The 24,642-nt window shown below is 44.1% G+C and carries 23 protein-coding genes and 1 other RNA gene; 15 read left to right on the top strand and 9 right to left on the bottom strand.

Features of this window, described 5'->3' with window-relative positions; translation table 11 throughout:
• Window positions 1–6: 6 nt before the first annotated feature.
• The 5 genes from Q8J82_RS03680 to Q8J82_RS03700 form a co-directional block, all read right to left on the bottom strand.
• Window positions 7–1,635: an ArnT family glycosyltransferase gene (locus Q8J82_RS03680; protein WP_370868613.1), complete on the bottom strand. Its 1,629-nt coding sequence runs from the start codon at window positions 1,633–1,635 to the stop codon at window positions 7–9.
• A gap of 215 nt (window positions 1,636–1,850) precedes the next feature.
• Window positions 1,851–2,093 carry a type B 50S ribosomal protein L31 gene (locus Q8J82_RS03685; protein ID WP_292839276.1) on the bottom strand — a complete coding sequence of 81 codons (243 nt, stop codon included), beginning with the start codon at window positions 2,091–2,093 and terminating at the stop codon, window positions 1,851–1,853.
• A gap of 162 nt (window positions 2,094–2,255) precedes the next feature.
• Window positions 2,256–3,515 carry a transcription termination factor Rho gene (gene rho, locus Q8J82_RS03690; RefSeq protein WP_304909506.1) on the bottom strand — a complete coding sequence of 420 codons (1,260 nt, stop codon included), beginning with the start codon at window positions 3,513–3,515 and terminating at the stop codon, window positions 2,256–2,258.
• 138 nt (window positions 3,516–3,653) lie between these two features.
• Complete coding sequence (gene trxA, locus Q8J82_RS03695) at window positions 3,654–3,980, bottom strand: thioredoxin TrxA (protein WP_013149111.1); 327 nt, start codon at window positions 3,978–3,980, stop codon at window positions 3,654–3,656.
• Between the two features lie 144 nt (window positions 3,981–4,124).
• On the bottom strand, window positions 4,125–5,708 hold the full coding sequence (locus Q8J82_RS03700) for a hypothetical protein (RefSeq protein ID WP_305327786.1): 1,584 nt from the start codon (window positions 5,706–5,708) through the stop codon (window positions 4,125–4,127).
• Between the two features lie 247 nt (window positions 5,709–5,955).
• Between Q8J82_RS03700 and Q8J82_RS03705 the strand changes: the two genes are divergently transcribed.
• A complete protein-coding gene (locus tag Q8J82_RS03705) occupies window positions 5,956–6,408 on the top strand; it encodes a TlpA disulfide reductase family protein (protein WP_304890700.1) in 453 nt (150 codons plus the stop codon).
• A 51-nt stretch (window positions 6,409–6,459) separates the two neighbouring features.
• On the opposite strand, the gene Q8J82_RS03710 is transcribed toward Q8J82_RS03705, so the two are convergent.
• From Q8J82_RS03710 to Q8J82_RS03720, 3 genes are all read right to left on the bottom strand, one after another.
• Window positions 6,460–6,756 (bottom strand): DUF3579 domain-containing protein, encoded by a 297-nt coding sequence (locus Q8J82_RS03710; RefSeq protein WP_370868140.1) that lies wholly within the window; start codon window positions 6,754–6,756, stop codon window positions 6,460–6,462.
• A 136-nt stretch (window positions 6,757–6,892) separates the two neighbouring features.
• On the bottom strand, window positions 6,893–7,477 hold the full coding sequence (locus Q8J82_RS03715) for a BON domain-containing protein (RefSeq protein WP_305327234.1): 585 nt from the start codon (window positions 7,475–7,477) through the stop codon (window positions 6,893–6,895).
• 63 nt (window positions 7,478–7,540) lie between these two features.
• A complete protein-coding gene (locus tag Q8J82_RS03720) occupies window positions 7,541–7,894 on the bottom strand; it encodes a YraN family protein (protein WP_305327233.1) in 354 nt (117 codons plus the stop codon).
• A 35-nt stretch (window positions 7,895–7,929) separates the two neighbouring features.
• Between Q8J82_RS03720 and rsmI the strand changes: the two genes are divergently transcribed.
• Together rsmI and pyrC are read left to right on the top strand one after the other, a co-directional pair.
• Window positions 7,930–8,772 (top strand): 16S rRNA (cytidine(1402)-2'-O)-methyltransferase, encoded by an 843-nt coding sequence (rsmI, locus tag Q8J82_RS03725; protein ID WP_305327232.1) that lies wholly within the window; start codon window positions 7,930–7,932, stop codon window positions 8,770–8,772.
• Window positions 8,773–8,854: 82 nt separating this feature from the next.
• Entirely contained in the window at window positions 8,855–9,889 is a 1,035-nt protein-coding gene (gene pyrC, locus Q8J82_RS03730; protein WP_305327231.1) for a dihydroorotase, read from the top strand.
• A 311-nt stretch (window positions 9,890–10,200) separates the two neighbouring features.
• Here pyrC and Q8J82_RS03735 read toward each other — a convergent pair whose 3' ends face one another.
• Window positions 10,201–10,704, bottom strand: a complete 504-nt coding sequence (locus tag Q8J82_RS03735; RefSeq protein ID WP_305327787.1) for an FxDxF family PEP-CTERM protein — start codon at window positions 10,702–10,704, stop codon at window positions 10,201–10,203.
• A gap of 296 nt (window positions 10,705–11,000) precedes the next feature.
• On the opposite strand from Q8J82_RS03735, the gene rnpB reads away from it, so the two are divergent.
• From rnpB to murC, 12 genes are all read left to right on the top strand, one after another.
• Window positions 11,001–11,340: RNase P RNA component class A (rnpB, locus tag Q8J82_RS03740), an RNA gene on the top strand.
• Window positions 11,341–11,918: 578 nt separating this feature from the next.
• Window positions 11,919–12,365 carry a division/cell wall cluster transcriptional repressor MraZ gene (gene mraZ / locus Q8J82_RS03745; RefSeq protein WP_304909502.1) on the top strand — a complete coding sequence of 149 codons (447 nt, stop codon included), beginning with the start codon at window positions 11,919–11,921 and terminating at the stop codon, window positions 12,363–12,365.
• Window positions 12,366–12,505: 140 nt separating this feature from the next.
• The gene (rsmH, locus tag Q8J82_RS03750; RefSeq protein ID WP_305327957.1) at window positions 12,506–13,456 is read left to right on the top strand and encodes a 16S rRNA (cytosine(1402)-N(4))-methyltransferase RsmH; all 951 of its coding nucleotides are present in this window, start codon (window positions 12,506–12,508) and stop codon (window positions 13,454–13,456) included.
• Window positions 13,453–13,821, top strand: a complete 369-nt coding sequence (gene ftsL / locus Q8J82_RS03755; RefSeq protein ID WP_304891615.1) for a cell division protein FtsL — start codon at window positions 13,453–13,455, stop codon at window positions 13,819–13,821. Before rsmH ends, ftsL begins: the two co-directional genes overlap by 4 nt.
• On the top strand, window positions 13,821–15,581 hold the full coding sequence (locus tag Q8J82_RS03760) for a penicillin-binding protein 2 (RefSeq protein WP_305252087.1): 1,761 nt from the start codon (window positions 13,821–13,823) through the stop codon (window positions 15,579–15,581). Before ftsL ends, Q8J82_RS03760 begins: the two co-directional genes overlap by 1 nt.
• Window positions 15,578–17,044, top strand: coding sequence for a UDP-N-acetylmuramoyl-L-alanyl-D-glutamate--2,6-diaminopimelate ligase (locus Q8J82_RS03765; RefSeq protein WP_305327788.1), 1,467 nt, complete (start codon window positions 15,578–15,580; stop codon window positions 17,042–17,044). The genes Q8J82_RS03760 and Q8J82_RS03765 overlap by 4 nt, the downstream gene beginning before the upstream one ends.
• Window positions 17,041–18,477 (top strand): UDP-N-acetylmuramoyl-tripeptide--D-alanyl-D-alanine ligase, encoded by a 1,437-nt coding sequence (murF, locus tag Q8J82_RS03770; protein WP_304909498.1) that lies wholly within the window; start codon window positions 17,041–17,043, stop codon window positions 18,475–18,477. The genes Q8J82_RS03765 and murF overlap by 4 nt, the downstream gene beginning before the upstream one ends.
• Window positions 18,477–19,580, top strand: a complete 1,104-nt coding sequence (mraY, locus tag Q8J82_RS03775) for a phospho-N-acetylmuramoyl-pentapeptide-transferase (protein ID WP_304890029.1) — start codon at window positions 18,477–18,479, stop codon at window positions 19,578–19,580. The genes murF and mraY overlap by 1 nt, the downstream gene beginning before the upstream one ends.
• A 31-nt stretch (window positions 19,581–19,611) precedes the next feature.
• Window positions 19,612–21,003: a UDP-N-acetylmuramoyl-L-alanine--D-glutamate ligase gene (murD, locus tag Q8J82_RS03780; protein ID WP_304909497.1), complete on the top strand. Its 1,392-nt coding sequence runs from the start codon at window positions 19,612–19,614 to the stop codon at window positions 21,001–21,003.
• Complete coding sequence (gene ftsW / locus Q8J82_RS03785; RefSeq protein ID WP_304890027.1) at window positions 21,000–22,163, top strand: putative lipid II flippase FtsW; 1,164 nt, start codon at window positions 21,000–21,002, stop codon at window positions 22,161–22,163. The genes murD and ftsW overlap by 4 nt, the downstream gene beginning before the upstream one ends.
• On the top strand, window positions 22,160–23,245 hold the full coding sequence (gene murG / locus Q8J82_RS03790) for an undecaprenyldiphospho-muramoylpentapeptide beta-N-acetylglucosaminyltransferase (protein WP_305327228.1): 1,086 nt from the start codon (window positions 22,160–22,162) through the stop codon (window positions 23,243–23,245). The genes ftsW and murG overlap by 4 nt, the downstream gene beginning before the upstream one ends.
• Window positions 23,242–24,636, top strand: a complete 1,395-nt coding sequence (murC, locus tag Q8J82_RS03795) for a UDP-N-acetylmuramate--L-alanine ligase (protein WP_305252086.1) — start codon at window positions 23,242–23,244, stop codon at window positions 24,634–24,636. Before murG ends, murC begins: the two co-directional genes overlap by 4 nt.
• The last annotated feature ends 6 nt before the right edge of the window (window positions 24,637–24,642 follow it).

Consider the following 24,642-nt stretch of genomic DNA (forward strand, 5'->3'; position numbering starts at 1 on the left):
GCTCGACTAGTAGGTTGTTTGATAGGTGAGTTGATACAACCTAAAACCTTCCCTTCTATCAGCGACGCGCTTGCCAGTCCAGATCAAATTCCAGTCCTGCCCTGGTTGCATTTTCCCAGTTCCTCTTACATCTTGAAGCAGATATAAATCGCAATCGAGTTTTTGCGTGGTTTCAAATGGGCGTAATTCAATATTTGTGTGATAGTTAAGTAGCAGGCGTTGTGACTGGGCCACATTCAGGCTGTTTATGCATCGGTATTCCTTAGGTAAAGCTTTGCTTAAGCTATCAAACACTGGTTGATAGCTTTTTGCTGAATCTAATAAGGGCAGCCAAAGCGTCATTAACAAACCCCAACCGAAAGTCATGCCTACAGCCCAGTTGGTGACGGAAGACTTATTCGTTTGTTTAGCACGAATGCAAACAAACAGCCAAATAATGGTAATTGCAAGCGCAATAATCAGAGTAACCCAATTGAAATGTAGATTATTCATGCCAGATAAAAACTGCATACGTTCTTTAATTTTTACCGGGTAACCTGTCAACATGGCGAGCCAGCCCAGCCAAATTAAGCTCCCTATTAAACCAAATAGTGTGATACCAAACCAGTTGAGTGCAGAAGCTGAGCCGCGCTTCATATGCTCTACACTACCTGCACCAAGGGCTACAAGGGGTAATAGCAGAGGGAGAGCGTTGATGTCTTTGGAGGTTGCGCCAAAACCCAAGAAAGTTAAGGTGGTAATAAAAAACAATATTATTAACTGAAACTTTGGTTTGTTAAGTAGTTGATGGCGATATCGCCATAAGCCTAGAAGCGCAAAAGGAAGTGCTGGCCATGCATACCAAATTAAAATCCGTAAAAAATACAGATGATTAAGCTGATTAAAGCTATTAAGATTTAATTGCCACCAACTTAAAAATATTGCGGGGTAGTATTGATGTAATAATGAAAGCCAAGTCACTATCAATGGGATAGCAATAGAAATAGAGGAGAATGCGAATTTAGCAAAACTGAGGGTGCGCCATGCTGTAAATAGGATTGGTAACATAATGACTAAGCATAACAATATGAGTAGCGGCATAAAGCCATAAGATAAAAATCCAAAACCTAACGCAGTGCCTAATAGACCGCTTGCACGCCATGGACGCCGCTTTGACAGTGCTAATGCATAAAATCCCATGGCTAAGTTTGCAAGATTGGCAACTTCTGCGCTCAGGCTGTGCGCACTTGTTACTAAGCCTATCGTACCTATCATAATAAATGTAGCGTGACGACCAACTCCGTGCGTCCAAAGCTCTCGCCCAGACATACCTACCATCAGCAGTAATATTGTTAGCCATACCGCATTAAATAACCTGGCCCCATCATGGATGCTTAGAATGGGGGAGAGAAGTTTGGCGCTAGCGGCCGCACTTAAGTAATACAACGGAGGGGTTTCAATGGATGTCGCGCCACTAGCCATTGGGGCGATTAAGCTACCGCCATCTAAGATACTTTTGACAATGCTGATGCCCGTCGACTCTAATGGTTTCCATGGCGCATGACCAACTAAACCTAATAAAATCCAAATGGCGCATAACAATAGCAAAAGTTGTGTTTTAACGCCGTCACCTACGCGCGCACGAGGTGTTGACATGTTGCCTTGCCAATCGTGATCAAGTTGAAAGCGCATATTTTTAAATGACTGAGTTTGTCCTAGTGGTTAAATCTAATTTACAGTAATTCTAACTGATTGTAGTGCGCAGCATAAATTTCTATTGGCGGCTTGCCCAAAGAAAGTGCAGGTGCTGACAAATTAAAAAGGCAGCTAAAGCTGCCTTTTTAATTTGCAATAAATCCAGCAAATAAAAATTACATGCCGTATTTTTTACGGAATTTATCAACACGACCAGCGGTATCTAAAATCATTTGTTTGCCGGTATAAAACGGGTGAGATTTTGAAGATACTTCAATTTTTACTAATGGATATTCTTTACCGTCTGTCCATTTGATGGTGTCTCTAGCGTTAATAGTAGAGCGTGTGATAAAACTAAAATCTGCACCGATGTCTTGAAAAACAACGTCGCGGTATTCTGGGTGAATTCCATCTTTCATAATATATAGCCTCAGTATTGATTGCCGAAAGATACGGCATTTAGTAAGTACAGTTTAATATGCAAATTTGATTCATGCATATTTTTGCAATAACCCAGCATTATATTTACATTCGCATAGCTATGCAAGGTTAAGACAATAATTTAATTGAGCCTTTGTAGCCTAACCTCTACGCATACTGTCAAAGAAGTCGGCATTATTTTTGGTGGCTTTGATTTTATCTAGCAAGAACTCCATTGCTTCTAGATCATCCATAGGGTAAAGTAATTTACGCAATACCCAGATTTTCTGTAGTACATCTTTCTCAATCAGCAGCTCTTCACGTCTTGTTCCAGATTTGTTCACATTGATGGCTGGGTACTGGCGCTTTTCAGCCATTTTGCGATCAAGATGAATTTCCATATTTCCCGTACCTTTAAACTCCTCATAGATGACATCGTCCATACGAGAGCCTGTATCTACAAGTGCAGTAGCGATAATGGTAAGTGAGCCACCTTCTTCAATATTACGCGCTGCGCCAAAGAACCTTTTTGGACGCTGTAATGCGTTTGCATCTACACCGCCAGTTAACACTTTGCCTGATGATGGAATCACAGTGTTGTATGCACGGGCCAAGCGAGTAATTGAGTCTAACAAAATTACAACGTCTTTTTTATGTTCTACCAATCGCTTAGCTTTTTCAAGCACCATTTCAGCTACCTGTACATGACGAGTTGCCGGCTCATCAAAAGTTGATGCGACTACTTCACCTTTCACAGAGCGCGTCATTTCCGTCACTTCTTCAGGGCGTTCGTCAATTAACAGAACAATCAGGATTACGTCAGGATGGTTAGCTGTGATGGCATGCGCTATGTTTTGCATCATGACCGTTTTGCCGCTTTTTGGGCTGGCAACAAGCAGGCCACGCTGACCGCGACCAATAGGCGCAATCATATCAATCACGCGGCTAGTAATATTTTCTACGCCTTTAATATCACGCTCTAGAGTGAGAGGAATTGTAGGAAATAGTGGGGTTAAGTTTTCAAACAGAATTTTATGTTTGGTGTTTTCTGGCGCTTCACCATTTACCATATCAACTTTTACTAAAGCAAAATAGCGCTCGCCATCCTTAGGGATGCGAATCTCGCCTTGAATGCTGTCGCCCGTATGTAGGTTAAAACGGCGAATTTGTGATGGGGACACATAAATATCATCTGGTCCTGCTAAATAAGATGTATCAGGTGAGCGTAAAAATCCAAACCCATCTTGTAATACTTCTAGCGTGCCATCTCCGTAAATACTCTCGCCTTTTTTTGCTTTGTTTTTCAAAATGGCGAAAATCAAATCTTGCTTGCGCATACGGCTAGCGTTGTCGATTTCATCGGTAATTGCCATTTCTACTAATTCAGTAACGGGCAGGTGTTTAAGGTCTGATAAGTGCATAGATGCTCACTAAAACGAGAGTTGTGTGGGGAATAGTTGAATACTACAGGATTAAATTTAAGGGTATGTTAGAACGAATGCTTGATTTTTAACGATTTAAAACCAAGCATTCATCGTTATGTGCACAGCGTAATGTGTTTATATGTTGCTGTCAATAAATGCCGTTAATTGAGATTTTGATAGAGCACCCACTTTGGTGGCTTCTACATTGCCATTCTTGAATAGCATGAGTGTTGGAATGCCGCGAATACCATATTTTGGAGGTGTCAGTTGGTTGTCGTCAATGTTGAGTTTACCCACTTTTAGGCGTCCAGCGTATTCTTTGGAGATTTCATCTAAAATGGGGGCAATCATTTTGCAGGGACCACACCACTCGGCCCAGTAGTCCACTAATACCGGGAGCTGGGATTGAAGAACATCTTGTTCAAAACTTGCGTCGTTAAGGTGTGTAATATGCTCGCTCATGATAAAACCTCTAATTGATGTATGCTTAAATTAATTCGTATCGTAACGAAAAAAAACGTTTTAGTGAAGTGGCAAATGTGAAAGATATGCTTAATTTTTTAAACTTAATCAATAAGTCACATAGTTTAATTCAAAGTAATAATACTAACTGATAACGCTATATTGTATGCGCTCAAAATGATGTGACCGCTCTATTATTTTGGTTAGCATCACAACATGGGTATTGTTATTGTAAGTGATCGTCAATTGCCGCGCAGGTTCATAGGTGCCAACTCGCGCAATAATGGTCGCAAGCTGCTTTGCAGCTACAATTTCCGGCAATAATAACACCATTTCCTCACGTCCATTTTGATTAATACACGCCATCGCGCTTTGCGCGCGCGGTGCAATAAGCTGCACACCGATATCTAATCTGTCTCTACTGCCACAGCTAGCCCAGCGGACTAAGCCCAGCGACCAGTTCTGCTCACTTTTTGTTTTAAGGCCTAACAGGCTGCCGATTCGGATGTTTTTTTCAGCAGTAGGGTGGCGACGAACCGACATGCCAATGGCGCTGATGTTGGTGATGTGCCACAGCGATGCTTGTGGTGTATGTGTGCCACCAGCCTGTTCTGCCTCAATTTTATTCTTGGTAATGTTAGCGTTTTCTGTGCAGGTGCTAGAAAAGAAATGAATTGCAGGAATTCCTGTCACTATTTCAATTTCACCATTGGATTTAGTGCGGTTAAATATGCGGTTTTGTGTCACTCCCCAGTGCTTGATAAGATAGGTCAGCAAGTCAATATATTCATCGCGGTTTGCATTTGCTGGAATGCCACCATCTTGGGGTAATTGATTGTTTTGTAATGAGCTTAAATCCTGATGAATTGCGATAACTAAATCCAGTGTCTGTAATAGCATGTCGCTGTCTGGATTAGGCGCGGTATTTTGTTTGCTATAAGAAACTGGTGGTTTGTTTGAAGATAAGTTGACAATAAAACAGCTTGTTGTCATCTCCAAGGGCGCAACAATAGATATTTTAGCGTTATCAACATGGAATGCTAGATATTCAGCTGCAAGCCGCATATTTTTTTGAGTTAAATGCTGGGGGTCTGCTAGTGACATCAATAGCGCATGTTTGTAAGTGTTTTCTATGGTATTTGTATGCGTTGAGGTTGAGCCTACAATAGTTTTATCTTCATCAACTTTAACGTTTTGAATGCCAAGTTTAATCGCACAAAAATATAGCTGATGCAAGTCACTCCAAATATGTTCTGGAGGTGAAACGTAGGTCTGATAGCATACCAGCGCGTGTTCTGCCACCGCATGCATGGCGCGAAGTAGGGCATTCGCAGAGCTTTTGTCAGTGCCAAGTTTAATCAATAGGTTTTGCAAATCAACCAATACAAGTTTGTAGCCATAGCCCAGTTCCAGCCACAGTGATTCAACTGCGGCAGCAGCCAGTTTAGCTTTGTCATGTAAGGGCAATGCAGCAATACTATAGTCTTCAGAAAGTGCTTGTACGGTGCTTATCAATATTGGGCGGTATGTATCCAGCGCCTGCACTCTGTTGCTTGGAGAGATTTTCTGGCGATTCAGTATTTCTAATTCACTATTTAAAAAAGATGCAATATCTAAGGGATTTTTACCATGAAGAGCCGTTAGTGATTGACTGATTTTCAGTGGTCGTGTTTCAGAGATGATAATGGGATTATCTTTAAGAGCAGGAATGTAGAGATTTAACGCCATTTTTTTACTTTTTATCAGCCGTAAAGTAGTTACATGATTGTATGATAATGTTCATGTTTACACTAGTTTATATTGGGCAGCGCAAATATAAAATGCAATTTTATCTGAGCTGATCTAGTCAATGTGTGTGGATGGCAAGCTTAATATGTATTTTGATGCGATAACTGCTTGGTTTGATTAAACTTTATTATTTGGTTTTTATTGAGAATGATTAATGCGACAAATTTTATTTAGTCTGGTTGTAGGTATGTTTCTTACAGTCTCAAGCTTGCATGCGTCAGCCGAAACCGCCGCTGGCAATAACTTTTTACTGAAAGATATTGCAGGTATACAGCACAAATTGTCAGATTATAAGGGTAAGTGGGTGTTGGTTAATTATTGGGCAACTTGGTGCCCGCCATGCCTTGAAGAAGTGCCTGATTTAGTCAACTTGTATGATAGCCACAGAAAAAAAGACCTGATGGTGATTGGAGTGGTTTTTGATTATAAAAATCAAAAAGAGGTTACAGATTACGTGGATGATATGCTGATGTCCTACCCGATAGTACTGGGAGATGATGATGTCACTAGGCAAATAGGGGCGGCAGAAGTGATGCCAACCACCTTTATTTACAATCCCCAAGGAGAGCTTGTAAAAATCAAACGCGGATTAATTACTAAGCAATATATCGAGAAAGTGATAGCCAGCAGTAAAAATTAACTACTGGGGCTTATGAGCAGGAATGTGGTGGCTATTTATTTAGTTTAGAATCTAGTGGGGTACCGCAATACTATTGCCGGCAGCATCCAGTACGTTGAGCTGGTTTTCGTCTGCAAAGTGCATCAATTGTGCATAGCCTTCAGGGTTTACTGTTTTCAGTTTTAAATCTACAGCCAAGCAGCGCACGCCATTGACTACTTTAGGCTTTAAGTAAGGTGAGTACTTAAGTTTGCGATCTTCACCAAAGGTCGCGTAAGTACTGCACATACGATCCACCCAGTCGCTAGGGCGGAAAGGCTTGCCCGCCCTCGTGTTACCTTCGATGATGATTTCGCCATGTATTTGCATTGTAGTTTCTTCAATAGTCATTTCGTTTTTTTACCGTTTATTGCGCTGCTAGCAGCAAAATTATCACTTCACATTATAACATTTCAAACGCTATGGTTTGATGCTAAAAGCGCGCCTTTAAGACGCGCTTGTATTTTTAAGGCATGTATTCAAACACTTTAACTACTTTAGTTACACCTTCCGTATTGCGGGCAATTTCCGCTGCAGCGTCAGCTTCTGCACTGGAGACTATTCCTAATAAATACACCACGCCATTTTCTGTGACTACTTTTACATAGTTAGCGGGAAATTTATTTTCAGTCACAAACTTTGTCTTGATTTTAGTGGTGATGTAACTGTCATTGCTTCGTGAACCCAAAGTTGATTTGGGACCAACCGTGATTTCATTGGTGATTGCGCGAATGTTCGCAATTTCTCTAATTAAAGACTCAGCTTTGGTTTTTGACTCAGCAATTGGTACTTCACCTGTAAGTAGCACGTTGCGGTTGTAGCTGGTTACGTTCACATGAGCGTCTTCACCAAGATTTGTTTCCATTTTTTTAATCGCTTTTAGCTCGATATTTTGATCTTCAACAAAAATGCCTGAGGTGCGTCTATCTGCAGCAATTGCGCCGCCAGCGGCTGCACCACCTACCACCACGGGCACGCAGGCTGTGATTTGGGAAATTAGAGCGGCTGATAAAATGAGTTTGAGGGCTGTTTGTTTGTTTTTAGGGTTCATGCGGGACTCCTTAAAATTGAGAGCAATTGAGAAACAAGATATTTTTTGCGAATGATACGCCTTTTATGCGTCAAATGCATTACGCACCCATTCTATGTGCCTAACATCTGCTTTATCCATTAAAATGGCGTCAAAGCGACATTGATAATCACCATGCTGTTGTAAATAATGTTGCGCGGTTAAAATAAGTTTCTGTTGTTTTTGGGGTGTAATGCTCGCGGCGGCATTACCAAATTGATTGTTTGATCTTAGTCGTACCTCAATAAATACAAGGATTTTGGCCTCTTTCATTATCAAATCAATCTCTCCAAATTTGCAGTGATAGTTTTGGGTCACTAATTTAAGGCCACGATCCAGCAAGAAAGTTGCAGCTATTTTTTCTGCTTCAAGTCCTGCGTTGTTTTTACTTAATTTCATAGGCGAGATTTTACCTAAAGCTGTAAACTTCTAATATGAATAATTTTGGTACATTATACGTGGTGGCAACACCAATCGGCAATTTGGGCGATATTACCCTGCGCGGCATAGAAATACTTAAAGCTGTAGACGCCATTGCTGCCGAGGATACACGTCATACTTCAGGCTTATTGTCGCACTTTGGCATTAGTAAAAAATTGATTGCCGTGCATGAGCATAACGAACATCAATCCGCTGAAAAACTTTTAAATCTGCTAAAGGCGGGTGAAGATATTGCTTTGGTGACTGATGCCGGCACGCCGGGCATTAGTGATCCGGGTGCAATAGTGGTAGATTTGGTGCGTAAGGCTGGCGTAAAAGTTGTGCCGATTCCTGGGGCGAGTGCTGTGATTGCGGCATTGTCGGCTTCGGGTATTGCGCAAAATGGTTTTTTGTTTCATGGCTTTTTACCCGCTAGCGGCGCGGCGCGGCGTAAGGTGCTGGAGGCACTTAAAACTCAAGCAGTAACGTTAGTGTTTTATGAGGCGCCACACCGCATTGTTGAAAGTGTAGATGACATAGCGAAAGTGCTGGGTGAAGACCGTAAAATTACTATTGCACGTGAACTTACCAAGACTTTTGAAACAATTCACACTTGCCAGACAAGTCTGGCGAGTTCTTGGCTGCAAGCCGATGCAAATCAACAGCGTGGCGAGTTTGTGTTATTGGTTGAAACTGCTGCTGTTAAAGATGCCGAGGAGATTCCCGAAGAAACAGTTAGAGTGCTGAAGTTACTGCTTGCAGAATTGCCACTTAAGCAGGCAGTGAAATTGGCGACTGAAATCACCCATGAAAAGAAAAATTCGCTTTACGATTTGGCTTTAAAGATTAAAAATTAGCTACGCTTCGACAAGCTCAGGGAACGAAGACGCATAAGTTCCCTGAGCTTGTCGAAGGGTGGTCAAAAGTTAGGATAAATAAATGACAAAAACACTCACCATTACCCGCCCAGATGACTGGCATTTACACCTGCGTGACGGCACTGCTCTTAAAGCGGTGCTGCCAGATACTGCAAGGCAGTTTGCCCGAGCGATTGTTATGCCTAATTTGCGTCCGCCTGTTACGACTACGGAATTAGCTATTGCTTACCGCCAGCGCATTTTAAATGCGCTGCCGAGTGAACTGGACTTTGAGCCTCTAATGACTTTGTACCTGACTGACAACACTTCGGCTGCTGAAATTGCCCGTGCTAAAGCGAGTGGTATTATTCACGGCGTAAAGCTTTACCCAGCGGGTGCAACGACCAATTCTGATTCAGGTGTTACTAGCTTGGATTTATGTTCAAAAGCGCTAGAGGCGATGGAGAAATTAGGTGTGCCATTGTTGGCGCATGCGGAAGTCACTGACAGTGATGTTGATGTGTTTGATCGTGAGCGCGTGTTTATTGAGCGACATATGATTCCGCTGTTGAAAAAATATCCTGCTTTAAAAGTTGTGTTTGAACATATCACTACTAAAGATGCAGCTGACTTTGTAATGGGGTCGCCTGGTAATGTAGCTGCTACTATAACAGCGCACCATTTACTGATGAATCGTAATGACATGTTCAAAGGCGGTATACAGCCGCATCATTATTGTTTGCCTATTTTGAAGCGTGAAGAGCATCGCGTAGCGTTGGTTAAGTCCGCAATATCAGGCAATCCAAAATTCTTCTTAGGTACAGATAGTGCACCGCATGCTAGGCACGCTAAAGAAGCTGCTTGTGGATGTGCTGGTATGTATACGGCGCATACGGCAATAGAGCTTTATGCGGAAGTCTTTGAAGCGGTGAACGCATTAGATAAGTTGGAAGGTTTTGCTAGCTTTTATGGGGCGGATTTTTATGGTTTGCCGAGGAATAAAGAGCAGGTTACATTGGTGAAAGAAAGCTGGACAGTGCCTGAAAGTTTGCCATTTGATGGGGATGTATTGGTGCCATTGAGGGCGGGGCAACAGCTTTATTGGAAGTTAACGTAGTGATTTTGCGAGTGCTTGGCGAAAATACCGCGTTAAAAATGCGGTGTTTAGTTTAGCTGTGCAAAAATAGAAACCAAATTGATTGGCTTTTACGTAATTAATCCATCAGAAACTACGCAGAATAATAGGCAGAAAAAGCAAAGGCTGTTAAAACTGCGGAAAATTTGTTCTGTCGTTAAACCTTGATTTTCGACTAAATCTCGGTTTAAACTTTGAAAAAAGTAAACCCCACGCTTTGGTGGGGTTTGCTTTTTTTCTTAGCACCGAGACCGAGATTAACGGTGAATGACTTATTGCAAAGGACCTAAAAGCTAAACTTGTGTTTTACGGCGGCGTGCTGCAAAACCAATTAAACCGAGGCCAGCAAGCAGCATTGCGTAAGTTTCCGGCTCTGGAACTGCAGCAACGCTAACACCGCCCAGGTATGTGCCTACTTGGTTAGTATTAATGCCATATTTGAAATTCACCTGATAATTACCTGCACTCAAGGTGTTAGTAAAATCAATAGGCATCACACTATCTTCTGCTAGCCAATTAAAGCTGTCAGGGCCAAGTAAATCCACGCGGCTGAAACTGAAACCTTCAGGCACATTCTCAGCAAATATTCTTACATTGAATGTACTTAATATGTTGAAGTATATTGTGTCAAAGTAATCTGGACCATCATTATTAAGCGAAGGTACGTCGAAAAGATTTGTAATAGAGTCGCCAACAGTGAGGTTGCCAGCATTAAAAATCGCTGCATTTGCACTGCTAATATTAAGGCTGAACGCTAAGGACATTGCAACTGTCAACAGTTTGATTGTATTTTTCATATTAATTCCCTTAAGATGTTTGCGTGCCTACGTAATATTTTTTTGAATAACCAAAAAATCAGCACAGCATTGCTACACATGTATTCTCATCGAGAACCTTTAATCCAGCAATAGCCCATTAGGGTTAATGGCTTTGTTGCACTAGGCAATAAAGCCGACATGTGCGCTAGAAGGCGATGTTACTTGAGAATTCGTAAGTGATTGGTGTTGTGGTATGAATTAACATATTGCATTATTGGATGGTAATTCAGATTGATAATTTGTTGCCTGATTTGGCTACGTGATAAAATGTAACCGAAGCTGGCTAGACAGTCGCCGTCACGTTTTTTGTGAGGGAGGAAAGTCCGGGCTGCGTAGAGTGAGATGACGGCTAACGGCCGTACGCTGAAAGCTGGCAACAGTATAAGGCGCGGAATAGGGCCACAGAGACGAGCGTATTAAGTTACGGTGAAACGCGGTAACCTCCATCTGCAGCAAGACCAAATAGGCTGGCATTTTTACGCAAGTAAATAAGGCGTGACTCGCGCTGCCAGCGGGTAGGTTGCTTGAGCGTACAAGTAATTGTTCGCCTAGATGAATGACTGTCAGCTTTAGTAATAAGGCCTACAGAACCCGGCTTATCGGCCAGCTTCACTTTTACTCTTTGGCATGTGAATATATGTAACTTGTAGCATATATTCACACGGGTAAGCCATAAGCTGGCTTACTTGCCACTTTCACTCGGAATAATACGCTTTGGTTCCTGAGCTTGTCGAAGGACAGCGAATATATTCTGCGGGGAGACCTTTACAGTCTTGGTTGCTTGGTGAGCAGGGGAAGACCTTGCGGTCTTTGTATCAAATTCGGCTTATCTTCGTGTCATAAATAATTTAAAAGCACCCATTGCTCTCACCTCTAAAAATCTGTCAATTACAATTCAATCAGTTTCATCGTTATTCTAATAATCTACATTCACTTAATTTTGTATGTACTTAATTTATAACGATATTATTTTTAGCGTTAAAATGCGCTAAGTCATTGAGATATAAAGGGAAATAGTCAAAAAGGGCTTGCGTTGCCCTATTTTTTTATCTATAGTTCATCTTAGTGGGGAAAAGTGGGTTTTTGTGGAGATTTTCACTTAAATCGTTTCTAATCGAAACTAAGGGCGGTTAGAACTTCCTCACTTTTTTCATCATATTTTTTTGGTAAAAATTTAGGCTGATTATTAAAACATGTTTCGCGGCGCAACATCATTAAGTTTGGATGCTAAAGGTAGGTTAGCAGTGCCAACTAAGCACAGAGAGGCTTTGCAGCTTCAATGCGCTGGAGATTTGGTGTTGACTGCGCATCCGCATCGTTGCTTGTTGTTGTATCCGCAACCTGCTTGGGAGCCGATTCAAGCCAAGATGATGGCGTTATCTTCATTTGATAAACAATCAAGTGCTTTACAGCGTTTGTTGGTCGGTTTTGCGGAAGACGTGGCGATGGATAGCGCCGGCCGTATGTTGGTGTCAACCGTGTTGCGTGATTTTGCGGGTTTGGATAAAGAAGTGATGTTGGTTGGCCAGGGTAGCCATTTTGAATTGTGGAACATGGAAGCTTGGCGCGCGCAGCTGGCACAAGTGATGCAGGACGACAACTTTACGATGCCATCAGAACTCGAGGGCTTTTCGCTGTGATTAAGGGCGTGAACAGCGCGCCCACTAAAGCATCCTTGCCTTTAAAAGAAACGTCTTTGAAAGAAGTATCTTTAAAAAAAGCGTCTCCCAAAAAAGCGTCTGCACAAGACGCTTTAATTTTAGAAAAGCAGCAAATAGCAGTGTCCGAATTAAGTACAAATCCAAACTCTCATATCACGGTACTGCTTGATGAGGCAGTGCAGGCGCTTACCATTAAGGCGGATGGTGTTTATGTGGACGGTACATTTGGTCGTGGCGGACATTCAAGAAAAATATTAGAGCAACTTGGTGCAAATGGCAGATTGATTGCATTTGATCGCGATTTGAAGGCGGTTGAATCAAGCAAAGAAATGACAGACCCACGTTTTAGCATGGTGCATAGCCATTTTGCGGGTATGCAGGCCAAATTGGCTGAAATGGGTGTTTTGAAGGTGGACGGTATTTTGCTGGATTTGGGCATTTCATCGCCACAAATTGATGAAGCAAGCCGTGGCTTTAGTTTTAGATACGATGCGCCGCTGGATATGCGCATGGATCAAAGTAGTGGACAAACAGCGGCAGATTTTCTCGCCACTGTAACAGAGCAGTATTTAGGGGAGGTTATAAAGAATTATGGTGAAGAACGGTTTGCTAAGCAGATTGCAAGGGCGGTTATTACGGAGCGCAATGACGGGCGCGCCATCACCACTACAGGGCAACTTGCCAAGGTCGTGGCAGGGGCAGTCACGCGGTTTGAGCCAGGGCAGAATCCCGCAACGCGTACATTTCAAGCTTTACGGATTTACGTCAATCAAGAGCTTGAGGAGTTATCGCTAACCATGCCGCAATGTTTGGCATTGTTGGCGCCAAAAGGCCGGCTGGCGGTGATTAGTTTTCATTCTCTGGAAGACCGCATTGTGAAGCAGTTTATTCGTGATCAAGCGAATCGCGATGATTTGCCTGCCAACTTTCCAGTACGTGCGGCCGATTTGCCGCAACCTAAGTTGGTTAATATTGGCAAGGCAATCAAACCAAGTGCTAAAGAAATTAAGCTTAATCCGCGCTCACGCAGTGCGGTGTTGCGTGTGGCTGAAAGAACCAACATAGCATGATGCGGTTAAATCTCATTTTATTTTTTGCGCTGATGTTTTCGGCTTTAGGGCTTGTGAACTCGCAACATAAAGCACGCAATCTCTATATTGAGCTGGAGCAAACCAATCAAGCTGCAAAACGGATTGAGCAAGAATATGGCCAATTGCAACTTGAACAAAGTACTTGGGCAATGCATTCGCGCATAGAAAAGATTGCTGCAACACAAATGCAGATGCAAGTGCCGGATGCAAAGCGTGTGCAAGTGATTTCGCTTAGTCAGGTTCCTACTGCTCAGTTTGAGCCAATGCAAATGGCGCCAATAAATGTACAGCCAAGTCAAAAAATTGATGGGCAAGTAAACCAGCAAAACGGAGTTGCGCAATAATGGCATTTCGTACCTTTACACGTTCACCTGTTAATACGCCTGTAGTGGTTAAGCTACCTGCATGGCGTCGTCGAGTTTTGTTGGTGTCTGTGCTGCTAGGGTTCGCTGCTTTGCTTGGACGTGGCATTTATTTGCAAGGTATCCATAAGAAGTTTTTGCAAGATAAGGGTGACGCACGCTATAGCCGCAATCTGGTGTTAACGTCGCAGCGCGGAAAAATTACCGATAGAAATGGAGAGTTGCTGGCTACCAGTACACCAGTAGAGTCTGTATGGGCAAGCCCGCCAGACGTGAAAATTGATGCGGCTCAAACTAAGCAAATTGCTGGGCTATTGAATCTAAAAGTGGATGATGTCAAGAAGAAGCTTGCCAATAGTGAGCGTGAATTTGTGTATTTGAAACGACGCATTTCGCCTGAGTTAGCCGCAAAAGTAATGAAGCTTGGTATTCCTGGTATCGATTTGCAGCGTGAATATAAACGCTATTACCCAGCTGGTGACGTGACTGCGCATATGGTGGGCTTTACTGGTCCAGGCGATAAAGGCGCTGGTGATAGAGGACTGGAGGGTTTTGAGCTGCAAAAAAATAGCTCGCTTTCAGGTGTTGATGGCAGCCGTCGTGTGATTAAAGACAGGTCAGGCCGCATCATTGAAGATTTGCAGGCCGTCAAAGTGCCGCAGGATGGACGAGATGTTACGTTGTCTATTGATTTAAGAATTCAGTATTTAGCACATCGGGAGTTAGTTAAGGCGGTTGAAGCCAATAAAGCGGCAGCAGGTGCGGTCGTTGTGCTGGACGCCAAGTCCGGAGAAGTGCTCGCCATTGCCAACGTGCCAACTTATAACCCTAATAATCCTGTGAATATTAAAGGTAAAACACGAAACCGTGCGATTGTTGATACTTTTGAACCAGGCTCTACGTTAAAGTCAGTTACAGTGGCCGCAGCCTTGGAATCAGGTAAATACACTCCGGAAACAAAAATTCAAACCGCACCTGGCAGTTTCAGTATTGGCCCTGCGACTGTGCGGGATTCTCATCCGCACGGAATCCTAACTGTAGCGGAAGTGCTGCAAAAGTCATCGAATGTAGGAACTTCCAAAATTACTTTGACGCTGGATAAGCAGTATATGTGGAGCATTTACAATGAACTTGGTCTGGGTCATGTAGAGGGTATTGGTTTTCCAGGAGAGGCTTCTGGCAGGCTGCGTCCTTATAAAACATGGCGCCCAATTGAACAGGCAACGATGTCTTTTGGACATGGTATTAGCCTGACGTTATTACAGTTGGCTCGGTTATATACCGTGTTTGCTAATGAAGGTGAATTGCGTCCAATATCGCTACTTAAATTGACTGAAATGCCTATAGGGCAGCAAGTATTCTCTGCCGCAACTGCAAACCATGTAAAAGATATGCTGGAATTGGTGGTACAGCCAGGTGGCACGGCGGTTAGAGCGCAGGTTTTGGGTTATCGCGTAGGTGGTAAAACAGGCACTGCGCACAAGCTGGGTGAGCGTGGTTATGTGGCGGATAAGTATGTCGCTTCATTTGTAGGTATGGCGCCGGCTTCTGACCCCCGCTTCATCATTGCGGTGATTATAGATGAACCGAGCGGCGGTGCATATTTCGGCGGCACGGTAGCTGCGCCAGTATTTAGCACCATTATGTCCGATACTTTACGTTTGTATGCTGTGCCACAAGACGCACCTAACAATAATGTTGTGCTAGAAAGTAATGACGAAGATGTTAAGGAGGGTATATGACCATACTCACTTCTTTAACACTTGGTACTTTAGATCAGTCATTCACTTCTATCACTTCAGATAGCCGAAGCGTGCAGGCGGGGTCGTTATTTTTAGCTTACCCAGGTGCCAGTAGTGATGGCCGGCATTTCATTCCGCAAGCCATAAAAGCCGGTGCTAAAGCTGTGATATGGGAAGATGCGGACTTTGCGTGGCAAGCTGACTGGCAAGTGAGCAATATTTCAGTAAAAGACTTAAAGCATCAAGCTGGCATTATTGCTGCCGAGTTTTATCAAAACCCATCAAAAAAAATGACCATGATAGGTGTGACTGGTACTAATGGTAAGACTTCTGTGAGCCAGTGGATTGCGCAATGCTTGACGTTGCTTGGTAGAAAAACTGCCGTGTTAGGAACAATTGGGAATGGGTTTTTAGATGCTCAAACGGAAGCAGTAAATACCACGCCCGATGCGATTCTATTGCAGGGCATGCTGGCAGATTACGTCCAACAGCAAGCGAATGCTGTTGTGATGGAGGTGTCGTCTCATGGTTTGGATCAAGGTCGTCTAAATGGTGTGGAGTTTGATATAGCCGTGCTTACAAACCTGAGTCGTGATCATTTGGATTATCACGAAACCATGGAAGCCTACGCTGCTGCCAAGCAAAAACTATTCACCTGGCAAGGCTTGAGTATGGCGATTGTGAATGCCGATGATGCATTTGGGCAGGCAGTAGTAAGCGCAGTCAAATCGCAGGCTAAGCCATGCATGACTTACGGATTTGAAGCTGCCGATGTGTACGGGAGGGATTTGAAATTGCATGACGCAGGTTTGAGCATGCAGGTATCAACGCCACAAGGCGTAGCTTTATTAACTGCGCCAGTGCTAGGCCGTTTTAATGCTTACAATGTGCTTGCTGTACTAGCAACTTTATTGAGCATGGATATTCGTCTGGAAGATGCAGTAGCTGCCATTACCAAAATCAAACCAGTGCAAGGTCGTATGCAGCAATTTGGCGGTGGCGACTTACCGTTGGTGGTGATTGATTATGCTCATACCCCAGATGCGTTGGAAAAAGTCTTAAGCACGTTAAAAGAGCAAGCACAAGGTAAGTTGATTTGTGTGTTCGGTTGCGGTGGCAATCGAGATGCGGGTAAGCGTCCGCTGATGGGTGTTGTAGCTTCTAAATTCGCAGATGCAGTCATTGTGACCACTGATAATCCGCGTAATGAAGACCCTGCCGCCATTATTCGTGAAATTGTTAGCAATATGCATTCTGGCTATGTGCTTGAAATGGATCGGGACGTTGCAATCAACAAAGCGGTTGAGTCGGCCAAGCCGGGTGACATCGTTTTGCTGGCTGGCAAAGGCCATGAAAACTACCAGGAAATCTCAGGTGTGAAATATCCGTTTGATGATGCACTTATTGCGCAGACTGCCTTGAAAAAGTATCAAGTGACAGGCAATGTGAGGGCTTCGGCATGATGCTGCTTTCAGAAGCCGCTAACGCAATACAAGCGAAACTTTATGGCCAAGATGCCATGTTTACCAACGTAGGTACAGATAGCCGCAATGTTACTAAAGGCCAGTTATTCGTCGCGCTTAAAGGCGAAAATTTTGATGGACATGATTTTGCCGCTAAAGCCATCGAACAAGGTGCAGCGGCGGTGCTGGTTTCAAGTCCAACTTTAGGCGTAGAGCCTGCTATTTTAGTTGAAGATACTTATCAAGCTTTAGGGGCGCTTGCTGCCTATTGGCGATCAAGGTTTGCGATTCCTTTCGTTGCGGTTACTGGCAGTAATGGCAAAACAACCGTTAAAGAAATGATAGCAGCGATTCTGGCGGAAAAAACTGGCAGCCATGAAGTGATACATGCCACTGTAGGCAATCTGAATAATCACATTGGCTTACCGTTGACCTTGCTTAAGTTGCGGGCAATCCATCAGTTTTCAGTGCTTGAAATGGGTATGAGTCATTTAGGCGAAATTGAATATTTAACACGCATTGCCAAGCCAAATGTGGCGGTAGTTAACAACGCAGGCACAGCCCATATTGGTGAAATGGGTTCGCGCGAAAACATTGCAAAAGCCAAAGGCGAAATTTTTGCAGGCTTAAGTGATGACGGCGTGGCAGTTATTAATGCCGATGATGAGTATGCGAGCTATTGGAAATCACTCAACTCTGGTAAAAAAATCGTGACATTCGGCCTGAATGTTATTGGATTAAATGCAGGTAGTTTAAATGCCAGTGGCTTAAATAAACCAGCAGATGTCAGCGCGACTTATGAGGAAATGGATGCATTAAGTCAGGTGCATTTAACCACACCCCAAGGCAGAATCAGCTTTAAGTTGGATGTCCTGGGCGCACATAACATCAGTAATGCCCTGGCAGCAAGCGCAGTGGCGGTTGCGTTGGGAATTTCTAACGCGGATATCGCCCGTGGGTTAAGCAGTTTTAGCGGCGTAAAAGGCCGCTTACAGCGCAAGCCGGGTTTGAATGGCGCAGTGTTGATAGATGATACTTATAACGCCAATCCTGATTCAATGAAAGCGGCGATAGACGTGCTTGCACATCAGGCGGGTGAAAAAATTCTCATATTGGGCGATATGGGTGAGCTGGGCGCAGACGCTAAACGCATGCATGCAGAAATTGGTACTTATGCCAAGAATGCAGGGCTTAGAAGCTTGCATTGTTTAGGTGCGCTTAGCGTGGAAATGGCGCGTGGATTTGGTGCAGGTGCAAATCATTACGCCTCGCCAGAAGATGTCGCAAAAGTGATTAAACCATTACTAAGCCAAGATGCAACCGTGTTAGTAAAAGGCTCACGCTTTATGAAAATGGAGCGTGTGGTCGATCTGTTAGAAGAAAAATTGAACGAAACAGCAGTCATGCAAAAAAAACTTATGGAGAATAAATAATGTTATTAGAACTAGCGCAATGGCTGGCTCACGATATTCGTGGATTTCATGTATTTAACTACATCACATTGCGTGCGGTATTGGCTACGCTTACAGCATTGGCTATTTCATTCATCGCTGGCCCTAGCATGATACGTAAGCTTACCAAGTACAAAGTCGGGCAAGCGGTGCGCGACGATGGTCCGCAAACACATTTGATTAAAACGGGTACACCCACCATGGGCGGTGCACTGATATTAGTATCTATCGGTATCTCTACATTACTTTGGGCAGATTTAAGCAATCGTTTTGTATGGGTGGTGCTGTTCACAACCTTGGGTTTTGGCGCAATAGGCTGGGTAGATGATTACCGCAAAGTAGTGCATAGAAACCCTAAAGGCCTCTCAGCAAAAGCCAAGTTTTTTTGGCAAAGTTTAATTGGTTTAGCAGTAGCAGTATTTTTATACAAAACAGCAGCTACACCAGTGGAAACCACACTAATCGTACCGTTCTTTAAGTCACTAGTGCTGCCTTTAAGTGCTGTAGGTTTTATCGTGCTGACGTATTTAGTGGTAGTGGGCAGTAGCAATGCCGTGAACTTAACTGATGGCTTGGATGGTTTGGCGATATTGCCCACGGTGATGGTGGCCAGTGCTTTGGGCATTTTTGCTTATGTGGCAGGGCATTTGTATTTTTCAAAATATCTAGGCGTACCTTATGTAGCTGGTGCAGGTGAACTTATGGTGTTTTGCGCTGCAATGGCGGGTGCGGGTTTAGGATTTCTATGGTTTAACGCCTATCCAGCAGAGGTGTTTATGGGTGACGTAGGTGCATTAGCGCTAGGCGCTGCACTGGGTATTGTAGCGGTCATTGTGCGCCAGGAAATCATCCTGTTCATCATGGGCGGCGTGTTTGTGGTAGAAACTTTTTCGGTAGCTGCGCAAGTCATGTATTTCAAATATACCAAACGCAAAACAGGTACCGGTAAGCGCATCTTTTTAATGGCGCCACTGCATCATCATTACGAAGAAAAAGGCTGGAAAGAAACGCAGGTAGTCGTGCGGTTCTGGATTATCAGCATGATGCTCGTATTGATTGGCTTGGCTAGTTTGAAGTTGAGATAAACAGTAAATATTAAATAACCGTATAAAAAACATGAAAATTGAGTTAAAAGACAAAAAAGTATTAGTGCTGGGCCTTGGTGAAACAGGGGTCTCTACCTTGCGTTGGTTAAACACGCAAGGCGCACGTTTGTCTGTGGCCGATACGCGTGAAAATCCTCCGGGCATTGAAGTATTAAAAACTGAATTGCCAAACGTGAAAATTCATACGGGCGCATTTGATGCAGCGGTGTTTAGTGATGCAGATTTAATCGTCGCAAGCCCGGGTGTGCCATTGAGTACGCCTGAAATACAAACCGCTATTAAACGCGGCGTTAGCGTGATTGGCGATGTTGAGTTATTTGCGCACTATCTCAATGAAAACATGCGCCCAGGCAGTGCCAAGGTGATTGCTATTACAGGCTCCAATGGCAAAACCACCGTCACTACATTAGTGGGTGAGATGTGTAAAGCCGCTGGTTTAAAAACCATTGTGGCTGGCAATATCGGCCTGCCAGTGCTAGATGCTTTAAGTATGGAAACCCCGGATGTCTACGTGCTTGAGCTTTCAAGTTTTCAGCTTGAAACGACTAGCTCTTTGCAGATAGATGCAGCGACGATGCTGAATTTATCTGAAGATCACATGGATAGGTACGAGAGCCTGCAAGATTATGCCATTGCAAAAGCTCGGATTTTTTACAATGCAAACCTCCAGGTATTGAATCGTGATGACGCGTGGAGCATGTTGATGGCAAGGCCAAAATTAGCACAAGTGACGTTTGGCTTAACTTCAAATATAAGTTCGGATGACGGCGAGTATGGATTAAAGCAGATAGATGGGGATACATGGCTTTGCGAAGGTGATAAAGAACTCATTAATTTACAAGATTTAAAAATTGTAGGCTTGCATAACGCGGCTAACGCATTAGCTGCTGTTGCATTATGTCGCGGCATTGGTGTCGATTATGCACATATAATCCAAACGCTCTATAACTTTAAAGGCTTGCCTCATCGTGTTGAATGGGTGGCTAATATTGACGATGTAGATTATTACGATGATTCAAAAGGTACCAATGTAGGTGCAACTTGCGCTGCACTGTCCGGATTGGCGCAGAAAGTTGTATTAATCGCCGGTGGCGATGGCAAAGGCCAGGATTTTTCACCGCTGAAAGAGTCCGTAGCCAATAACGCACGTGCAGTGGTGTTAATCGGCCGTGATGCGCCTGTGATAGAAGCCGAATTACTGGAAACAGGCATACCTTTATATCAGGCGATTGATTTACCTGAAGCGGTGAATATTGCCAAAAAACTTGCCCAATCCGGAGATGCTGTGCTGCTTTCACCTGCCTGCGCAAGTTTTGATATGTTCAAAAATTATGTGCATCGTGCGGAAGTGTTCATAAGTGCAGTGAACTCCTTAAAAGCCAGCGAAAGGGAGCTTGCATGATTGCCGCAATGTTAAATCGCGAACGTATTAACTCTCCAAGCTATGACCAGGGATTGTTATGGGTAGTCCTGTGTTTATTAGGGATAGGCTTGGTGATGGTGTATTCAGCCTCAATTGCGATTGCGGAAGCTGACAAAGGTGTTGGACACAACAGCAGCTATTATCTGGTGCATCAAGCCATATTCATGTTGGTCGCTATCAGTGCTGCATTTGTAGCATTTAATATCCCTATTGCCTGGTGGCAAAAAATGGCGCCGTATTTATTTCTCTTTGGTTTGGTTTTACTGGTACTGGTGCTGATTCCAGGTATTGGCCTTAAGGCAGGTGGCAGTCGTCGCTGGTTGAAACTGTTTGTAGTTAACCCGCAGCCATCCGAATTTATGAAGTTGTTTGCCGCCTTGTATGTGGCAGATTACACCGTGCGCAAGGCGGCGGTGATGGATAGCTTCACAAAAGGTTTTTTGCCTATGCTGGCAGTGATGTTGCTTGTGGGTGGCTTGTTATTGCGTGAGCCAGACTTTGGGGCGTTTGCAGTGATCGCAGCAATATCAATCTCCATTTTATGGCTGGGCGGTATCAACGGACGTATTTTTGCGGGGTTGCTGATATTGCTGGTGGTGGGGTTTGTCTTCCTGATTTGGAGTTCACCTTATCGACTCGAGCGCGTCATTGGTTTTATGGATCCGTGGGCTGATCCGTATGGCAAAGGCTACCAGTTATCCCATGCGCTTATCGCATTTGGTCGTGGTGAGTGGTTTGGCGTGGGTTTGGGTGCAAGCGTAGAGAAATTGCTTTATTTGCCAGAAGCGCATACAGACTTTTTGTTAGCAGTTATCGCTGAAGAACTTGGCTTTGTTGGTGTGCTAACAGTTGTTGGGTTATTTGCATGGATAGTGATTCGTTCGTTTGGTATTGCTAAAGAAGCAATCGCCAATGAGCGCTACTTTGCAGCCTTGCTCTCACAAGGTTTGGGCGTTTGGATAGGCGTGCAGGGCATCATCAATATGGGTGTAAACATGGGGCTGTTACCCACTAAGGGCTTGACCTTGCCATTATTATCATTTGGCGGCAGCAGTATTTTGGCCAATTGTATTGCGATGGCAATCATTCTCAGAATAGATTTTGAGAATAGGCGTTTGCAAAAAGGTTTGCCAGCATGAGTGTCGCCATAAATACATCGAAAAAAACATTAATGGTGATGGCGGGCGGCACGGGTGGGCATGTATATCCAGCCATGGCTGTTGCAGATTACTTAAAAATCATGGGTTGGAAAATCGTATGGCTATGCACAGAAGGTGGCATGGAAAATCGCTTGATCGAAAAAAGTGGATATGAAAAAGCCATGATTACTATGCAAGGAGTCCGTGGTAAAGGCCTTATGGGTTGGTTACTGCTACCAGTGAAGCTGGCAAAAGCATTTGCGCAAAGTACTGCGGCTATTCGTAAGCATCAGCCAAACGTAGTGCTAGGCATGGGTGGATTCGCTGCTTTTCCTGGTGGATTAATGGCGAGGTTGTTAGGTAGGCCTTTGGTGATTCATGAGCAGAATTCAGTCGCAGGGTTAACCAATAAGGTGCTGGCTAAGTTTGCAACACAGGTACTGGCGGCGTTCCCAGCAGCATTTGCCAATAATGCAAAACTAGTGGGAAATCCTGTACGTGCCGATATTGCAACTTTAGCTAAGCCGGAGGTGCGCTTTGCAGAACGTGAAGGCGCTTTACGCTTATTGGTAGTGGGCGGCAGTTTGGGGGCGAAAGCATTGAATGAGGCGCTTCCGCAGGCATTGGCGCAATTACCAGTTGTGAAACGTCCGCAAGTGATACATCAGGCTGGTATCAAGCATATTGAGGCATTAAAAAATAATTATGAAAAAGCGGGTGTGGCCGTGGATGCACGCGCATTTATTGATGATATGGCGAGCATCTACGCGTGGGCAGATTTTGTGATTTGCCGTTCAGGCGCGCTTACAGTGGCAGAAGTTTCGGCGGTGGGTTTAGGCTCTTTGATGGTGCCGTTTCCATTCGCCGTGGATGATCATCAAACCACCAATGCTGCGTATTTATCCGAGCAAGGTGCAGCTTTGGTTTTACAGCAAAAAGACTTAAGTGTAGAGAAGCTGGTGAAAATTTTAAGCGAATTAAACCGTGAGAAATGTCTAGACATGGCAATTAAAGCACGTGCTTTGGGTAAGCCCGAAGCTACAGAAAACGTAGCGAAAATCTGCATTGAGGTGGCGCGATGAAACATAAAGTAAAAAATATACATTTTGTCGGTATCGGTGGCTCCGGTATGAGTGGTATTGCTGAAGTGTTAATCAACTTGGATTTTACGGTGACGGGTTCTGATTTAGCAGCGAATGCGACAACCAAACGATTGGTGGCATTTGGTGCAACTGTGTATCAAGGCCACGAGGCTGACAATGTTAAGGATGCTGATGTGGTGGTCGTGTCATCTGCGGTGAATGAAGAAAACCCGGAGGTTAAAGCCGCAAGAGCTAAAAATATTCCCGTGGTGCCACGTGCATTGATGTTGGCAGAATTGATGCGTTTCAGGCAAGGTATTGCTGTCGCTGGAACACATGGTAAAACCACCACCACTAGTTTAATTGCCAGTATTTTAGCTGAAGCAGGTATGGATCCGACTTTTGTGATTGGCGGCAAGTTAGAGGCAGCCAATGCCAATGCCAAACTTGGTACAGGCGAATATATCGTGGCAGAAGCTGATGAATCTGATGCTTCATTTTTGCACTTAACGCCAGTGATGGCGGTGGTGACGAATATTGACCAAGACCACATGGATACTTACGAACACAGCTTCGACAAACTTAAAAGCGCGTTTGTAGAATTTTTACAACAACTGCCGTTTTGGGGTATGGCAGTAGTCTGCATAGACGACGCCAATATTCGTGAGATTTTGCCGCGGGTAACCAAGCCTGTCATGACTTATGGGTTTAGTGAAGATGCACGCGTTCGAGCAATTAACGTACGTGCGGATGATGGAAAGATGCATTTCACGGTGCTACGCATTAATGGTGTCACTACAGAATTTAACGTGACATTGAATCTGCCTGGTAATCACTATGTGCTGAACGCGCTCGCGGCCATTGCAATAGCCAGTGAATTAAACGTGCCAGATGCTGCGATTATTAAAGCATTAAAAGAATTTAAAGGCGTGGGTAGACGTTTTGAGCGCTATGGTGAGATTGACGCAAAAAGTGGAGGCACATTTACGTTAATTGATGACTATGGCCATCATCCAGTTGAAATGCAGGCTGTTATAGCTGCAGCGCGCGCAGCCTTCCCTAATCGCCGATTAGTAATGGCGTTTCAACCACACCGTTACACACGTACGCGTGATTGTTTTGAAGATTTTGTACGGGTACTTTCAAGTGCGGATGCAGTATTGCTAACGGAGGTTTACTCGGCTGGTGAGGCGCCGATTGTGGCGGCTGATACGCGGTCGCTCATTCGTTCTATACGCATCGCCGGCAAAGTTGAACCGCTATTTGTGGAAAAAGCCGATGCATTACCGGAGGCGATACTGGATGTAGCGCAAGCGCATGATGTGGTCATCGTCATGGGTGCGGGGTCTATTGGTCAGGTGGCCATGAAAACGAAGGAGCTAGCCGCGTGAAAAAAG

It is taken from the genome of Methylotenera sp. (assembly GCF_030684185.1).
Lineage (GTDB): Bacteria > Pseudomonadota > Gammaproteobacteria > Burkholderiales > Methylophilaceae > Methylotenera.